The sequence below is a fragment of the Pseudomonas sp. SDO5532_S415 genome (assembly GCF_054071155.1).
Genome location: NZ_JBSVWS010000072.1, coordinates 14,150 through 27,738 on the forward strand (window position 1 = coordinate 14,150; position 13,589 = coordinate 27,738).

General features: G+C 57.7%; 15 protein-coding genes. 6 read left to right on the top strand and 9 right to left on the bottom strand.

The window, feature by feature from the left end; translation table 11 throughout:
* Positions 1 to 135: 135 nt before the first annotated feature.
* Positions 136 to 837 (top strand): lipoate--protein ligase family protein, encoded by a 702-nt coding sequence (locus tag ACW9HW_RS16840; protein WP_457400896.1) that lies wholly within the window; start codon positions 136 to 138, stop codon positions 835 to 837.
* 10 nt (positions 838 to 847) lie between these two features.
* Here ACW9HW_RS16840 and crp read toward each other — a convergent pair whose 3' ends face one another.
* Positions 848 to 1,492 carry a cAMP-activated global transcriptional regulator CRP gene (gene crp / locus ACW9HW_RS16845; protein WP_095195827.1) on the bottom strand — a complete coding sequence of 215 codons (645 nt, stop codon included), beginning with the start codon at positions 1,490 to 1,492 and terminating at the stop codon, positions 848 to 850.
* A gap of 230 nt (positions 1,493 to 1,722) precedes the next feature.
* Here crp and ACW9HW_RS16850 point away from each other — a divergent pair, with 230 nt between their 5' ends.
* Both ACW9HW_RS16850 and speD read left to right on the top strand, forming a co-directional pair.
* Complete coding sequence (locus tag ACW9HW_RS16850; protein ID WP_008061600.1) at positions 1,723 to 2,145, top strand: OsmC family protein; 423 nt, start codon at positions 1,723 to 1,725, stop codon at positions 2,143 to 2,145.
* Positions 2,146 to 2,383: 238 nt separating this feature from the next.
* A complete protein-coding gene (gene speD / locus ACW9HW_RS16855) occupies positions 2,384 to 3,178 on the top strand; it encodes an adenosylmethionine decarboxylase (protein WP_095195826.1) in 795 nt (264 codons plus the stop codon).
* Positions 3,179 to 3,293: 115 nt separating this feature from the next.
* Here the strand turns inward: speD and coq7 are convergent, their stop codons facing one another.
* From coq7 to hemJ, 6 genes are all read right to left on the bottom strand, one after another.
* Positions 3,294 to 3,941, bottom strand: a complete 648-nt coding sequence (gene coq7, locus ACW9HW_RS16860) for a 2-polyprenyl-3-methyl-6-methoxy-1,4-benzoquinone monooxygenase (RefSeq protein ID WP_137805071.1) — start codon at positions 3,939 to 3,941, stop codon at positions 3,294 to 3,296.
* A gap of 147 nt (positions 3,942 to 4,088) precedes the next feature.
* Positions 4,089 to 4,427 (bottom strand): histidine triad nucleotide-binding protein, encoded by a 339-nt coding sequence (locus ACW9HW_RS16865; protein ID WP_457400899.1) that lies wholly within the window; start codon positions 4,425 to 4,427, stop codon positions 4,089 to 4,091.
* A 79-nt stretch (positions 4,428 to 4,506) separates the two neighbouring features.
* On the bottom strand, positions 4,507 to 5,295 hold the full coding sequence (locus tag ACW9HW_RS16870; protein WP_457400901.1) for an SDR family NAD(P)-dependent oxidoreductase: 789 nt from the start codon (positions 5,293 to 5,295) through the stop codon (positions 4,507 to 4,509).
* Positions 5,296 to 5,356: 61 nt separating this feature from the next.
* Complete coding sequence (locus ACW9HW_RS16875; protein ID WP_457400903.1) at positions 5,357 to 6,307, bottom strand: DUF805 domain-containing protein; 951 nt, start codon at positions 6,305 to 6,307, stop codon at positions 5,357 to 5,359.
* Positions 6,308 to 6,382: 75 nt separating this feature from the next.
* Positions 6,383 to 7,351 carry an NAD(P)H-dependent flavin oxidoreductase gene (locus ACW9HW_RS16880; protein WP_095195823.1) on the bottom strand — a complete coding sequence of 323 codons (969 nt, stop codon included), beginning with the start codon at positions 7,349 to 7,351 and terminating at the stop codon, positions 6,383 to 6,385.
* Between the two features lie 33 nt (positions 7,352 to 7,384).
* Positions 7,385 to 7,816 carry a protoporphyrinogen oxidase HemJ gene (hemJ, locus tag ACW9HW_RS16885; RefSeq protein WP_095195822.1) on the bottom strand — a complete coding sequence of 144 codons (432 nt, stop codon included), beginning with the start codon at positions 7,814 to 7,816 and terminating at the stop codon, positions 7,385 to 7,387.
* A gap of 135 nt (positions 7,817 to 7,951) precedes the next feature.
* Here hemJ and argC point away from each other — a divergent pair, with 135 nt between their 5' ends.
* Positions 7,952 to 8,986: an N-acetyl-gamma-glutamyl-phosphate reductase gene (gene argC / locus ACW9HW_RS16890; protein WP_095195821.1), complete on the top strand. Its 1,035-nt coding sequence runs from the start codon at positions 7,952 to 7,954 to the stop codon at positions 8,984 to 8,986.
* 168 nt (positions 8,987 to 9,154) lie between these two features.
* Positions 9,155 to 9,505, top strand: a complete 351-nt coding sequence (erpA, locus tag ACW9HW_RS16895; RefSeq protein WP_007906865.1) for an iron-sulfur cluster insertion protein ErpA — start codon at positions 9,155 to 9,157, stop codon at positions 9,503 to 9,505.
* Positions 9,506 to 9,572: 67 nt separating this feature from the next.
* Here erpA and ACW9HW_RS16900 read toward each other — a convergent pair whose 3' ends face one another.
* Both ACW9HW_RS16900 and ACW9HW_RS16905 read right to left on the bottom strand, forming a co-directional pair.
* Positions 9,573 to 10,664, bottom strand: a complete 1,092-nt coding sequence (locus ACW9HW_RS16900; protein WP_457400906.1) for an anhydro-N-acetylmuramic acid kinase — start codon at positions 10,662 to 10,664, stop codon at positions 9,573 to 9,575.
* A 3-nt stretch (positions 10,665 to 10,667) separates the two neighbouring features.
* Complete coding sequence (locus ACW9HW_RS16905; protein ID WP_457400908.1) at positions 10,668 to 12,086, bottom strand: peptidoglycan DD-metalloendopeptidase family protein; 1,419 nt, start codon at positions 12,084 to 12,086, stop codon at positions 10,668 to 10,670.
* Between the two features lie 212 nt (positions 12,087 to 12,298).
* Here ACW9HW_RS16905 and tyrS point away from each other — a divergent pair, with 212 nt between their 5' ends.
* Positions 12,299 to 13,498 carry a tyrosine--tRNA ligase gene (gene tyrS, locus ACW9HW_RS16910; RefSeq protein ID WP_095195818.1) on the top strand — a complete coding sequence of 400 codons (1,200 nt, stop codon included), beginning with the start codon at positions 12,299 to 12,301 and terminating at the stop codon, positions 13,496 to 13,498.
* The last annotated feature ends 91 nt before the right edge of the window (positions 13,499 to 13,589 follow it).

Genomic DNA, 13,589 nt, shown 5'->3' on the forward strand with positions numbered 1-13,589 from the left:
ACCGAGTCGACCCTTTCGCGAGCAAGCCTGCTCCCACATTAGATCTCTGGTATCAGCAGATCCCTTGTGGGAACGAGCCTGCTCGCGAAGGCGGCATAAGATGCACCACAGGCTTCAAGTCCTACGGAAAACCTTATGACCTCACCTCTCTCCCTGACCATCGAAACCGGCCTTCAAGCCGAACAGGATCTGTTGGCATCGGTCTGTGCCGGCGACGCGGAATTCGGCCTGCTGTTCTGGCAACCGAGTGATCGGGCGCTGGTCATGCCCCGCCGCTTGAATCGCTTGCCGGGTTTCGAGGCAGCATGCGAAGTCTCGGCAACGGCAGGCTGGCCAGTGCTGCTACGCGAAACCGGCGGCGAGCCGGTGCCACAATCGGCCTCGACCCTCAATATCGCACTGGTTTACGCGCCACCGCGCAGCGAAGGCGACCTTAACCGCATCGAATCCGGTTACCGACGCCTGTGCGATCCGATCTGTCATTTGCTGGATGAGCTGGGTGGCACTTCATCCCTTGGCGAAATCGACGGCGCGTTTTGCGACGGACGCTTCAACGTCAATCTGGACGGGCGCAAGATGGTCGGCACCGCCCAGCGCTGGCGGCAGAGTCAAGGCGGTCAGCGTCCGGTCGGGCTGGTACATGGTGCAATGCTGCTGGATAACGAGCGCGAATCGATGGTTGCGGCGGTCAATCGCTTCAACAAGGCTTGCGGTCTGGAGCAACGGGTGCGTGCCGAGAGTCATATCGCCCTGCATGAGAAGTTCACGCCACCAGGTGCGCTGGCACGTCTCGACGAGCTCTACCGGCAAATGCTGGTGCAGATGTTCGGCGCTTGAATGTCCGGATTTAGCGCGTACCGAAGACCACCATGGTCTTGCCTTTGACGTCCACCAGGTTGCGTTCCTCCAGATCCTTGAGTACGCGACCGACCATCTCCCGCGAACAACCGACAATCCTCCCGATTTCCTGACGGGTCACCTTGATCTGCATGCCGTCGGGGTGAGTCATCGCATCCGGTTGCTTGCACAGTTCCAGTAGGCAGCGAGCAACACGACCGGTTACGTCGAAAAACGCCAGGTCACCCACCTTGCGAGTGGTATTACGCAGGCGTTGTGCGATTTGTCCGCTAAGCACGTAAAGAATGTCTGGATCCTGCTGCGACAATTCACGGAATTTCGCATAACTGATTTCCGCAACTTCGCATTCGACCTTGGCGCGCACCCAGGCGCTGCGTTCCTGTTCCTGGCCTGCTTGTTCAAACAGGCCCAGTTCGCCAAAAAAGTCCCCGGCGTTCAGGTAGGCGATGATCATTTCTCGACCATCGTCATCCTCGATCAGAATCGTGACCGAACCTTTAATGATGAAGAACAGCGTTTCCGAGCGGTCGCCGGCACAGATGATGTTGCTCTTGGCCAGATAACGACGGCGCTGGCAATGCATCAACAGCTTGTCGAGGTTCTTGATCTTGGGTGTGGGGGCAATAGCAACCATGGTTGTATCCCGAAATGACTGCACGGATATGTTGGTTTTTTTAGGAATTACGGAAACAGTTGCGAAGATGGCTATGCGCCAGCGATTTGGCGTCAGCTTAACAGACACTTCCTGCAATATTCGAGAATTTACCTACAAGGCAGATGGTTATGTCCTAGGAAGGCGAACGCGGTCAATCACGGGGCCTGTGCTAAGCTGGCGACCCTTTTTTAGACAGTGGAGTCTTGGCGATGAAGGCACGCATCCAATGGGCTGGCGAAGCCATGTTCCTCGGCGAATCCGGCAGCGGTCATGTCGTGGTCATGGACGGTCCGCCCGATGCCGGCGGTCGTAACCTGGGTGTCCGGCCGATGGAAATGCTCCTGCTGGGTGTTGGCGGTTGCAGCAATTTCGACGTGGTCAGCATCCTCAAGAAATCCCGCCAGGCGGTCGAGAGCTGCGAAGCCTTCCTCGAAGCCGAGCGCGCAACCGAAGATCCGAAAGTATTCACCAAAATCCACATGCACTTCGTGGTCAAGGGCCGCGGGCTGAAAGAGGCCCAGGTCAAGCGCGCCATTGAGCTGTCCGCCGAGAAGTATTGCTCGGCGTCGATCATGCTGGGCGCTGCCGGTGTCGAGATCACTCACGACTACGAAATCATCGAGCTTGGCTGAATCGACATTCAACTATCATAAAGTCTGTGCAGACTCTGGCGATCCCCTGCTGACGTCTGCATAATGCGCCACTTTTTTCAGGGTAGTGGCCTGTCAGCCGACAGGCCGCACACCCGAACAGACAACCAAAATCGCCATCGCGAAGAGGTGTTAACCGTCCTACGCAGGTGCGTCGTTCGCATCTGACGGGCATGCTTGATCACGCGGCCGGGCCGCAATACATAGAGAGTTTTTAACGGTGAAAAGCAAACTCAAGCTCCACGGGTTCAATAACCTGACAAAGACCTTGAGCTTCAACATCTATGACATCTGCTACGCGGAAACCCCGCAAGACCAACAGGCTTACGTCGAGTACATCAATAAAGAGTACAACGCCAAGCGCCTGACGCAGATCCTCACAGAAGTTGTCGATATCATTGGTGCCAACATCCTGAACATCGCCAGTCAGGATTACGAACCGCAGGGCGCCAGCGTCACGATTCTGATCTCTGAAGAGCCGGTGACCCCGACCGACAGTCAGATCGAAGAATCCCCGGGTCCATTGCCCGAGATCATCCTGGCCCACCTCGACAAGAGCCATATCACGGTGCACACCTACCCGGAAATCCATCCGGATGACGGTATTGCCACTTTCCGTGTGGATATCGACGTGTCGACGTGCGGGGTCATTTCACCGCTCAAAGCGCTCAACTTCCTGATTCACCAGTTCGATTCGGACATCGTGACCGTGGATTATCGTGTGCGCGGCTTTACCCGTGACGTTGAAGGCAAGAAGCACTTCATCGACCACGAGATCAACTCGATTCAGAACTACCTCTCCGAAGACACCCGCGACGCGTACCAGATGACCGACGTGAACGTGTACCAGGAAAACCTGTTCCACACCAAAATGCTGCTGAAGAACTTCGAACTGGATAACTACCTGTTCGGCGACGCCACCAGCAACCTGTCACCTGAGCAACGTACCCAGGTGACCGAGCGTGTGAAACACGAAATGCTCGAAATCTTCTACGCGCGCAATATGCCGAACTAAGATCTTCGAACACAAAAAAGGCGACTACCTGACGGCAGTCGCCTTTTTCATGTCTTTAATAAAAACTGTGGGAGCGGGCTTACCCGCGATGACGGCCGCACTGCCCCTACAATGCTCAGATCCGATAAGTGCTCTTGGTCATCACCTTCGCCATCAAGCTCATCCCGAACTTCACCGGTGCAGGAAAGCGGAAACCGCCGGCCTCGAGTGCACTTTCGGCATGCTGCTCTTCATCAATGCGCATCTGCTCAAGAATCGCCCGGGACTTTTCATCCTCCGCCGGCAGCTGCTCAAGGTGTTCGTTCAGGTGTTTGCACACCTGATCTTCCGTCGCCGCGACGAACCCCAGGCTGACTTTGTCGCTGATCAGCCCCGCGACCGCGCCAATCCCGAACGACATGCCGTAGAACAGCGGATTGAGAATGCTGGTGTGGCTGCCCAACTGCTTGATGCGTTGCTCGCACCAGACCAAATGGTCGATTTCTTCTTCGGCGGCATGTTCCATGGCTTCACGCACTTGCGGCAGCTTGGCGGTCAAGGCTTGCCCCTGGTACAGCGCCTGGGCGCAGACTTCACCGGTATGGTTGATGCGCATCAGGCCGGCAACGTGCCGGGTGTCTTCGTCGCTCAGTTTTGCATCCGGCTGCACGATGGCGGGCGATGGGCGGTACGGCTGGCCACTGAAGGGCAACAAGGTACGCATCGCGGCATCGGCTTGCAGCAGAAGGCGGTCAATCGGCGAGTAGTGACGTTGGGTAGTCATGCTGACCTCCGGAGGAATCTCGGCGGCCAGTTTAACCCAATCGGCCGGGGAAGGTTTGCGCTGGGTCATTGTGCTGCAGTTGCCATGACAATGCTGTGATGCATTTGTGGGGGCGGCGGTGCGCCGCTCCCACAAGGTTTGTTGCAATCAGCCCGGCGGCCAGTGCATCTGGCGCTGTCCCAGCACGTGCATATGGATGTGATAGACGGTCTGTCCACCTTCATCATTGCAGTTCATGACGACGCGGAAGCCTTTTTCGCAACCCAGCTCCAGGGCAAGTCGCTGGGCGGTGAATAGAATATGCCCGGCCAGTGCCTTGTCGTCCTCGGTCAGGTCATTCAATGTGCGTACGGGCTTTTTCGGAACCACCAGAAAATGCACCGGTGCCTGCGGGGCGATGTCGTGGAAGGCCAGTACCTGGTCGTCCTCGTAAATGATCTTCGCCGGGATTTCCCGGTTGATGATCTTGGTGAACAGAGTATCCACAGCTGTTTCTCCGTTGTTTGAGCTGGCCTGAGTGTACCCATGGGGAATGCACCAGCCCAGTGTTTTACCGTAGGACAGATCAGCGCGGGCAGTAAGCCTTGTTGACCATGCCGGTGATTGTCCGGATCAGCCATCGCGAGCCGAACCGGGGCAGGGCGGCAAACCAGCGGTTGCGTCGACCAGGAATAATGATTGCGCGATTTTTCTCCAGGGCTCGAACGGTATAGAGCGCGACTTCCTCGGGGCTCATCAGCAGCTTGCTGTCGGCCAACTTGTCCGCGTTCAACTGCGCGGTGCGGAAAAACGCCGTGCGAGTCGGGCCGGGGCAGAGCACCGAGACCTTGACCGCACATTTTTTCAGCTCGACGCGCAGTCCTTCGGAAAAGTGCAGCACATACGCCTTGCTCGCGTAATAAGTGCTCATCCACGGGCCGGGATGAAAGGCTGCGACCGAGGCGACGTTCAGGATCTGCCCGCCGCCCTGCAGCGCCATGCTGTTGCCGATGGCATGGCACAGGCGAGTGAGCGCCAGAATGTTTACTTCAATCAGATCCTGCTCGGTCATCCAGTCCTGAGCCAGAAACGGTCCGCAGGTGCCAATACCGGCGCAGTTGACCAGCAGGTCGATCTGCCGGTCACCTTCCTCGAGCTCCAGCAAAAAACCGGACAGCCGCAACGGCTCACCCAGGTCGCAGGCACGGAACAACACTTCCACGCCAAACCGTTGAGTCAGTTCGATCGCAATACATTCCAGCTGATCACGCTGTCGGGCCACCAGAATCAGACTGCGGCCGCGCCGGGCCAGCGCTTCGGCCAGGGCCAGGCCGATGCCGCTGGATGCGCCAGTGATCAGTGCGTAACGGGTCATGCAGTTCTCCATCGCAACAGCTCCGCGCCGCGACGCAGGTGTCACGAGCAGGGAGCGCTGTTCATTCTTGCGCAGAGTCTACAGCGGGCTGGGCTGCTTCGGCTGCATCGTCCGTTGAAATTGCGGGCGTTTCGGTCTCAACATCGATTTCATCGGTGATCACCGAGCCACTTTCGTAGCTGCTTTCCAGGCTGCTTTCGTATTCCTGCTGGATGGCGGAGATACCACCGAGCATGGCGCCGACGAAAAACAGACCGATGAATACAATCCACAATGAACACAGCACTTTCACCGCGGTGCTGTTGGGTGGGGGAGGCGGGCCATAACGGTTGGCTCCAGTGTTGCCTGGCACGACCATGATCACCAGCGGGAAGAAGCTGCCCACGAAAGGTACGAGGTTCAACAACCAAAGCCAGCCTGACCAGCCGATATCGTGCAGGCGCTGAACGCTGAACAGAATGCTGACAATCACAAACGCGAGGAACAGGAAAAACGCAAAGATGCCGCCGATGATCAGGCCTGTAGTGGAGTCGCCACTGACCAGTCCGAGGCCGATGAGTGCGAACACGCCCACGATGGGCAAGGTCACCAGGCTAAGGACCATGGTCCAGGCCAGAAACCGCAGGCGGCCTATCCGCCCTTCGACGCTGAACGGCTTGAGTGTGGCGAATTCGGGAAGGCTGTCGCCGACGTTGGCCCGGGGCGGCGCATAGGGGGAATCGGGTTCCTGTGTGGTATCGACGTGTTCGTGAACGTCCGACAGATTCAACTCGATCGGCGTCTCGGTTTCTATCCGGGCGTCGATGCCGGTTTTGCTCAGCGCCTGTAGATAAGTCTGTGCGTCACTGTGAGACAAATCGCGCTTGAGTGCGACGGCGCGACCACTGAACAGGCGCTCGATAGCGCTGACATCACTCTTGAACAGACCGGCCAGGTTGAGCTTGGCCGTGGTGATTTCGACACCGGGCTGTAGAGCACCGTCGAAAACGATCTTGTAGCGGGGTTCACTCATGGCCGAGGCATCCTTGTCGCGCGTGTTGAAGCAGTGAGTGTAAGACCAGCCTGGCGTCGCTGGTCCGGATTTCTTTCAGCGCGGCCAGCGCTTGGGTAGTTGCGCTGCGTGTTCCAGTGCCTTGCGGTACTCGGCGTCGAGACGCGTCACCAGTTGATCGACGCTTGGCAGGTCATCAATTTCACCGACACCCTGGCCCGCCGACCAAACGGTTTTCCAGGCCTTGGCTTCGTCGCTCAACGGCTTGAGCTTCGAGCCGAAATTGACTTCGCCCTTGTTTTGCAGCGCGGCCATGTCGAAACCGGCAGCCTCCAGGCTCTGGCGCATGAAACTCGCTGGTACGCCCGACACTGCGGGAGTATGGATGATGTCTGCGGCCCTGGAAGTCAGCAGCATCTCTTTGTAGGCCTCAGGCGCATGACTTTCGGTGGTACCGATAAATCGCGTGCCGAAGTAGGCGAGGTCCGCACCTAGTAGTTGCGCGGCGAGAATTTCGTGACCGTGGTTTAGGCAGCCAGCCAACAGCAACGTCTTGTCGAAGAACTGGCGGATCTCGGCGATCAGCGAAAACGGACTCCAGGTCCCGGCATGCCCCCCGGCACCCGCAGCGACAGCGATCAAGCCATCCACGCCGGCCCCGGCCGCTTTCTCCGCATGGCGTCGCGTCGTCACATCATGAAATACCAGGCCACCATAGCTGTGTACTGCATCAACCACCTCTTTCACGGCTCCGAGGCTGGTGATCACGATCGGCACTTTGTGCTCGATGCAGATTTCCAGGTCCGCCTGCAGTCGTGGGTTGCTGTTGTGGACGATCAGGTTGACCGCATACGGCGCGGGGTTTTCCAGCGTTGCCAGCCCGGCTTCGATTTCCTCCAGCCAAGCCTTGAAACCGCTACTCTCGCGCTGGTTCAGTGCTGGAAAGCTGCCAACCACGCCATTGCGGCAGCAGGCGAGTACCAGGTGCGGATTGGAAATCAGGAACATTGGCGCTGCAACCACGGGCAGACGCAAACGTTGTTCGAGCAGAGCGGGCAGTGCCATTGGAAGTACCCCGGTGAGTTATACCTGTTGGATTTAGAACGGCCGAACGACGACCAGAATTACGACTGCCAGCAATATCAGAACAGGCACTTCATTGAACCAGCGATAAAAGACATGGCTGCGGGTGTTTTCGCCACGGGCAAAACGCTTTACCTGGGCGCCGCACATGTGGTGATAGCCGATCAGCAACACCACGAGGGTCAGCTTGGCGTGCATCCAGCCTCCCTGACTGAAATAAGCGCCCGGATTAAGACTGATCAGCCAGCCACCGAAAATCAGTGTAGCGATCATCGCCGGACCCATGATGCCGCGATACAGCTTGCGCTCCATGATGCTGAAGCGTTCCTTGCTGACGGTATCTTCGCTTTGAGCGTGGTAAACGAACAGGCGCGGCAGATAAAACAGGCCGGCAAACCAGCACACGACGCTGATGATGTGAAAAGCTTTGAGCCATAGATAAAGCATTTTTAGTTGTTCCCAGGTTCACGGTAGCCCGGATAGTAGAGGCTTGACGCTCCGCACGTCACCTTGCAGGTTGTCGCAGGCGCGCGCGGCCCCTATTATCGACGGCTTTCCAGTGGGTTCGTTGAGGGCAGGTTTATGGTCAAGGTCGGTATCGTCGGCGGCACGGGTTACACCGGTGTCGAACTGCTGCGTCTGTTGGCGCAGCATCCGCAAGCAGAAGTGGTTGTCATCACTTCCCGATCCGAGGCCGGCCTGGCCGTGGCCGATATGTACCCGAACCTGCGAGGCCATTACGACGGCCTGGCGTTCAGCGTTCCGGACATCAAGACTTTGGGTGCCTGCGACGTGGTGTTCTTCGCAACGCCTCACGGTGTTGCACACGCCTTGGCAGGTGAGTTGCTGGCGGCCGGGACCAAGGTCATTGACCTGTCTGCGGACTTCCGTCTGCAAGATGCCGATGAGTGGGCCAAATGGTACGGCCAGCCGCATGGCGCGCCTGAACTGTTGGAGGAGGCGGTCTATGGGCTGCCGGAAGTCAATCGCGAGCAGATCAAACAGGCACGCCTGATCGCTGTGCCGGGTTGCTATCCGACCGCTACGCAGCTGGGCTTCCTGCCACTGCTTGAAGCGGGGTTGGCCGATGCCTCGCGCCTGATCGCCGACTGCAAATCCGGCGTCAGTGGTGCTGGTCGTGGCGCAGCTGTAGGTTCGTTGTACTCAGAGACGTCGGAAAGCATGAAGGCCTACGCCGTCAAAGGGCACCGTCATTTGCCGGAAATCCGCCAGGGTCTGCGTCGTGCGGCGGGCAAGGACGTTGGCCTGACCTTCGTTCCACACCTGACGCCGATGATCCGTGGCATTCACTCGACGCTTTACGCCACCGTGGTGGATCGCTCGGTAGATCTGCAGGCGTTGTTCGAAAAACGTTATGCCAACGAGCCGTTCGTCGATGTCATGCCGGCCGGCAGCCATCCGGAGACCCGCAGCGTGCGCGGCGCCAACGTTTGCCGTATCGCGGTGCATCGTCCACAGGACGGTGATCTGGTGGTGGTGTTGTCGGTGATCGATAACCTGGTCAAAGGTGCATCGGGCCAGGCGGTTCAGAACATGAACATCCTGTTCGGGCTGGATGAGCGTCTGGGTCTTTCCCACGCGGGCATGTTGCCGTAAGGCTTTACCACTTAAAGTGAAAAGGCCCGTTGAACGGGCCTTTTTGCATTCCGGGCTGACGATTGAGATGGTTGATATACCATAACAATAGTTGACCGATTTTCTAGGACAAGCGGATAATGCGCGTCATCACGCATTATGGCGGCGTAACGCCGGGAGATAGTCAGCATGAGCGTCGAATCCTTCACCCCCACGGCTTTGCAATTCACACACGGTGCCGCGCACAAGGTGAAGAGCCTGGTCGATGAAGAGGGGAATGATCGCTTGAAGCTGCGCGTATTCGTTACGGGCGGCGGTTGTTCAGGTTTTCAGTATGGCTTCACCTTCGATGAAGAAGTGGCCGATGACGACACCATCGTCGAGCGCGAAGGCGTGAGTCTGGTTGTCGATCCGATGAGCTTCCAGTACCTGGCAGGTGCCGAGGTGGATTACCAGGAAGGTCTGGAAGGTTCGCGTTTCGTCATCAAGAACCCGAACGCGACCACTACCTGTGGCTGTGGCTCTTCGTTCTCGATCTGATCAGTGCGCCCGTAACATCAAGACGCCGCATGGCCTCACGGCCCTGCGGCGTTTTGCTGTCTGGCGCTTATGCGGGGTAGATAGCGCCCAATACGCGCAAGCCTCGGGCGCCAGTGACGCTCGGGCGATTGGCTGCGATGCCCTCGAGGCAGCAGTGGGCCAGCCAGGCAAAGGCCATGGCTTCGACCCAGTCAGGATCTACGCCGTATGTGGATGTGCTGCTGACTTTTGTCTTCGGTAGCAGGCCGGCGAGGCGATTCATCAGTGTAGTGTTATGCGCGCCGCCGCCGCAGACCAGCAGCTCCTGCGTATCCGATTGGGCGCTTTGCAGTGACTCGACGATGGTCAGTGCGGTGAGCTCTAGCAGCGTTGCCTGCACATTTTCTGCGGCGAAAGTTGGCAGCGGTGCCAGGTGTTGCATCAACCACGGCAGGTTGAACACTTCACGACCGGTACTTTTCGGGCCTTTGGTCACGAAAAACGAATCGCTGAGCAACGCCCTCAGCAGTACCGGTTCAACCTTGCCACTGGCGGCCCACTGGCCATCGCGGTCAAAGTTGGCGCCGCGTTGCTGGTGTATCCACGCATCCAGCAGCACATTCCCTGGACCGCAGTCGAAGCCGGCGACGGGTTTGCCAGGCTCTATGAGGCTGAGGTTGCTGAAGCCGCCGACGTTCAGTACGGCGCGGTTGCCGAAACGCTCTTCGAACAAGGCTTCATGAAAGGCAGGAACCAGCGGCGCGCCTTGTCCGCCTGCCGCAACGTCGCGACTGCGGAAGTCGCCGACGACGGTGATACCTGTCAGTTCGGTCAGCAGTGCCGGGTTGCCGATCTGCACCGTGAAGCCTCGTGCCGGTTCGTGGCGAATGGTCTGCCCGTGGCTGCCAATCGCGCGAATGTCGTCAGGTTTTAGGTGCTGTTGAGCAAGGAGGGTGTGAACGCCTTGTGCGGCCAGTTTTACCCAGTTCTGTTGGGCAATGGCGGAGCGGGCAATCTCGTCCGGGCCGCTGGCGCACAAGCCAAGCAGCTCGGCGCGCAGGGATTCAGGCATGGGGATGTAACGCGTGGCGATCAGTTTGATCGCCGGGGCTAGCTCGACCAGCGCAATGTCCAGGCCATCGAGGCTGGTCCCGGACATCACACCTATATAGAGCGCCATGGCTTAGCGTTTACTCGAAGCCAGTTGAGTGGCTTTCTCTTGGTCCATGCGAGCCATCAACGGCTGGCTCTGCGCGAGGAAGCGTGCGCGTTCTGCTTTGGAGATCGGATCAGCCATTGCCACTTTCTGACCCAGCGGGTCGACGTGCACGCCATTGACCTGGAACTCATAGTGCAGGTGCGGGCCGGTAGACAATCCGGTGGTGCCGATGTAGCCAATCACCTGCCCCTGTTTGACATTGCTGCCCGTCTGGACACCTTTGGCAAAGCCCTGCATGTGGCCGTACAGGGTTCGGTAGGTATTGCCATGCTGGATGATCACGGTGTTGCCGTAACCGCCACGGCGGCCGGCGAGCAATACTTTGCCATCGCCGGCGGCCTTGATTGGCGTGCCGCGCGGGGCTGCGTAGTCGACGCCTTTATGGGCGCGGATCTTGTTCAGGATCGGATGCTTGCGGCCCATGGAGAACTTCGAGCTGATGCGGGCGAAGTCTACCGGGGTGCGGATGAACGCCTTGCGCATGCTGTTGCCGTCAGCGGTGTAGTAGCTGCTGTTGCCTTGTTTATTGGTGTAACGCACGGCGGTGTAAGTCTTGCCGCGGTTGGTGAAGCGCGCGGACAGGATCGGGCCATTGCCGACGGCTTTGCCATTGACGACTTTCTGTTCGTAGATCACGTCGAACTCGTCACCCTGGCGAATGTCCTGGGCGAAGTCGACGTCATAGCCAAACACACTGGCCATGTCCATGGTCAGGCTATGGGACAGACCGGCGCGAGCGGCAGATTGCGACAGCGAGCTGTTGATCACGCCATGAACATAGGCGGAGCGCACGGTTGGCTTGGCAGTGATGCGGTTGAACGTATAGCCCTTGTCGTTCTTGGTCAGGGTGATGGTTTCGAGATCGCTGACCTTGCTGTGAAGGTTGGTCAGCTGGCCATCCGGGTTCAGTTCGAATTCGAGTTTCTGTCCGTGCTTGAGTTGGCTGAATTGCTTGGCCTGCTTGTCGCTGGCCAACACTTCATGCACCGACGTGGCCGGAAGACCAACCTTCTCGAACAGAGTGGAGAGGGTGTCGCCCTTGGCGACGATCACTTCCCTGTGGTTTGGCGCCTTCTTTTCTTCGACAACCGGTGCGGGTGCGGCTTGGGCGGTTTCCTGAGTGTCTTGCGCGCTGTTTTCAATCTGCGCGAATGGAGAAGTTGCTGGCTCATTTGTGGCCTGGACGGCCTCGACAGCGTCTTGATCTTGTGTCAGCTGTTCAGCCGGGCTTTCCAGTTCAAGACTCAGGGTCGTCTTTTTTGCTTCGACATCACTGGAAGGAAACACCAGAAGCGCCAGGCTCAGAAGGGCGGCGATGCCACTTGCTGCGAGCAGGTGGGTCTTCGGGTAAAGCGGTGGCGCTTTAGACGATTCTTTGGTCATAGGTAATTTTGACTTTGAAAAAAGATGAATTGGAAAAGATGAATGACATGATGAAGATGAAATAACTGTATAAAATATAACCAAATCATCTCTTAAGCAAGCTCGCGGACCCTCTGTCCACGGATTGGCGTCCGTGCGCCGGGCAAACCTTGTATTTGACGCGCGTTCTTGTATGGTTGGTTCCCTTTGAATCTGAGCCTTGCGGGTCTGTTATGAAGTCGGTTGAAGAGCAGCTAGCGCTGATCAAACGTGGTGCGGAAGAACTGTTGGTCGAGTCCGAGCTGATTGAAAAGCTCAAGCGCGGCCAGCCGCTGCGTATTAAGGCAGGCTTCGATCCGACTGCGCCGGATTTGCACCTGGGTCACACGGTGCTTATCAATAAGCTGCGTCAGTTCCAGGAGTTGGGTCACCAGGTGATCTTCCTAATTGGCGACTTCACCGGAATGATTGGCGATCCGAGCGGCAAGAGTGCGACGCGCCCTCCGCTGACTCGCGAGCAGGTTCTCGAGAACGCAGAGACCTACAAGACTCAGGTCTTCAAGATTCTTGATCCGGCCAAGACCGAAGTGGCATTCAACTCCACCTGGATGGATCAGATGGGGCCGGCCGATTTCATTCGCCTGACTTCGCAGTACACCGTCGCGCGTATGCTCGAGCGCGATGACTTCGACAAGCGCTACACAACCAATCAGCCCATTGCCATTCACGAGTTTCTCTATCCGCTGGTTCAGGGGTATGACTCGGTTGCCTTGCGTGCTGATGTCGAGTTGGGTGGTACCGATCAGAAGTTCAACCTGCTGATGGGGCGCGAGTTGCAGCGCGGTTATGGTCAGGAGGCTCAGTGCATTCTGACCATGCCATTGCTCGAAGGTCTGGATGGCGTGAAGAAGATGTCCAAATCCTTGGGCAACTATGTAGGTATCCAGGAAGCGCCGGGCGTGATGTATGGCAAGCTGGTTTCCATTCCTGATGCTCTGATGTGGCGTTACTTCGAGTTGCTCAGCTTCCGCTCCATGGATGAGATCAATGCTTTCCGTGCTGATGTAGAGGCGGGTGCTAATCCGCGTGATATCAAGATCAAGCTTGCTGAAGAAATTGTTGCTCGCTTCCACGGTGAGGAGGCTGCGGCCAATGCTCATCGTGCGGCCGGTAATCGTATGAAGGACGGCGAGCTGCCGGATGATTTGCCCGAGATCGAATTGACCGCCGCTGAAGATATGCCGATCGCTGCCGTTCTTAACAAGGCGGGTCTGGTAAAGAACTCTGCTGTTGCGCGGGACCTCCTTGGTTCTGGTGGTGTGCGTATAGATGGCGAGGTTGTTGATCGCTCCTTTATATACGTGCTGGGCGCGACCCATGTTTGCCAGGCAGGGAAGAAGGCATTTGCGCGTATTACGCTCAAATCCGAATAAACCTGAAATAAAGGGTTGACGGCGAATTTTAGAAGCCTATAATTCGCCCCACTTCCGGCGCAGTCGAAACGGAAAACTCCTTGGTAAACAA

Coding starts and splice junctions, on each gene's coding strand:
- ACW9HW_RS16870 (WP_457400901.1), bottom strand. CDS start 5,295: ATGACCCGTTACGCACTGATCACTGGCGCATCCAGCGGCATCGGCCTG.
- ACW9HW_RS16875 (WP_457400903.1), bottom strand. CDS start 6,307: ATGAGTGAACCCCGCTACAAGATCGTTTTCGACGGTGCTCTACAGCCC.
- ACW9HW_RS16880 (WP_095195823.1), bottom strand. CDS start 7,351: ATGGCACTGCCCGCTCTGCTCGAACAACGTTTGCGTCTGCCCGTGGTT.
- tyrS (WP_095195818.1), top strand. CDS start 12,299: ATGAAGTCGGTTGAAGAGCAGCTAGCGCTGATCAAACGTGGTGCGGAA.
- crp (WP_095195827.1), bottom strand. CDS start 1,492: ATGGTTGCTATTGCCCCCACACCCAAGATCAAGAACCTCGACAAGCTG.
- ACW9HW_RS16850 (WP_008061600.1), top strand. CDS start 1,723: ATGAAGGCACGCATCCAATGGGCTGGCGAAGCCATGTTCCTCGGCGAA.
- erpA (WP_007906865.1), top strand. CDS start 9,155: ATGAGCGTCGAATCCTTCACCCCCACGGCTTTGCAATTCACACACGGT.
- ACW9HW_RS16840 (WP_457400896.1), top strand. CDS start 136: ATGACCTCACCTCTCTCCCTGACCATCGAAACCGGCCTTCAAGCCGAA.
- coq7 (WP_137805071.1), bottom strand. CDS start 3,941: ATGACTACCCAACGTCACTACTCGCCGATTGACCGCCTTCTGCTGCAA.
- ACW9HW_RS16905 (WP_457400908.1), bottom strand. CDS start 12,086: ATGACCAAAGAATCGTCTAAAGCGCCACCGCTTTACCCGAAGACCCAC.
- argC (WP_095195821.1), top strand. CDS start 7,952: ATGGTCAAGGTCGGTATCGTCGGCGGCACGGGTTACACCGGTGTCGAA.
- ACW9HW_RS16900 (WP_457400906.1), bottom strand. CDS start 10,664: ATGGCGCTCTATATAGGTGTGATGTCCGGGACCAGCCTCGATGGCCTG.
- hemJ (WP_095195822.1), bottom strand. CDS start 7,816: ATGCTTTATCTATGGCTCAAAGCTTTTCACATCATCAGCGTCGTGTGC.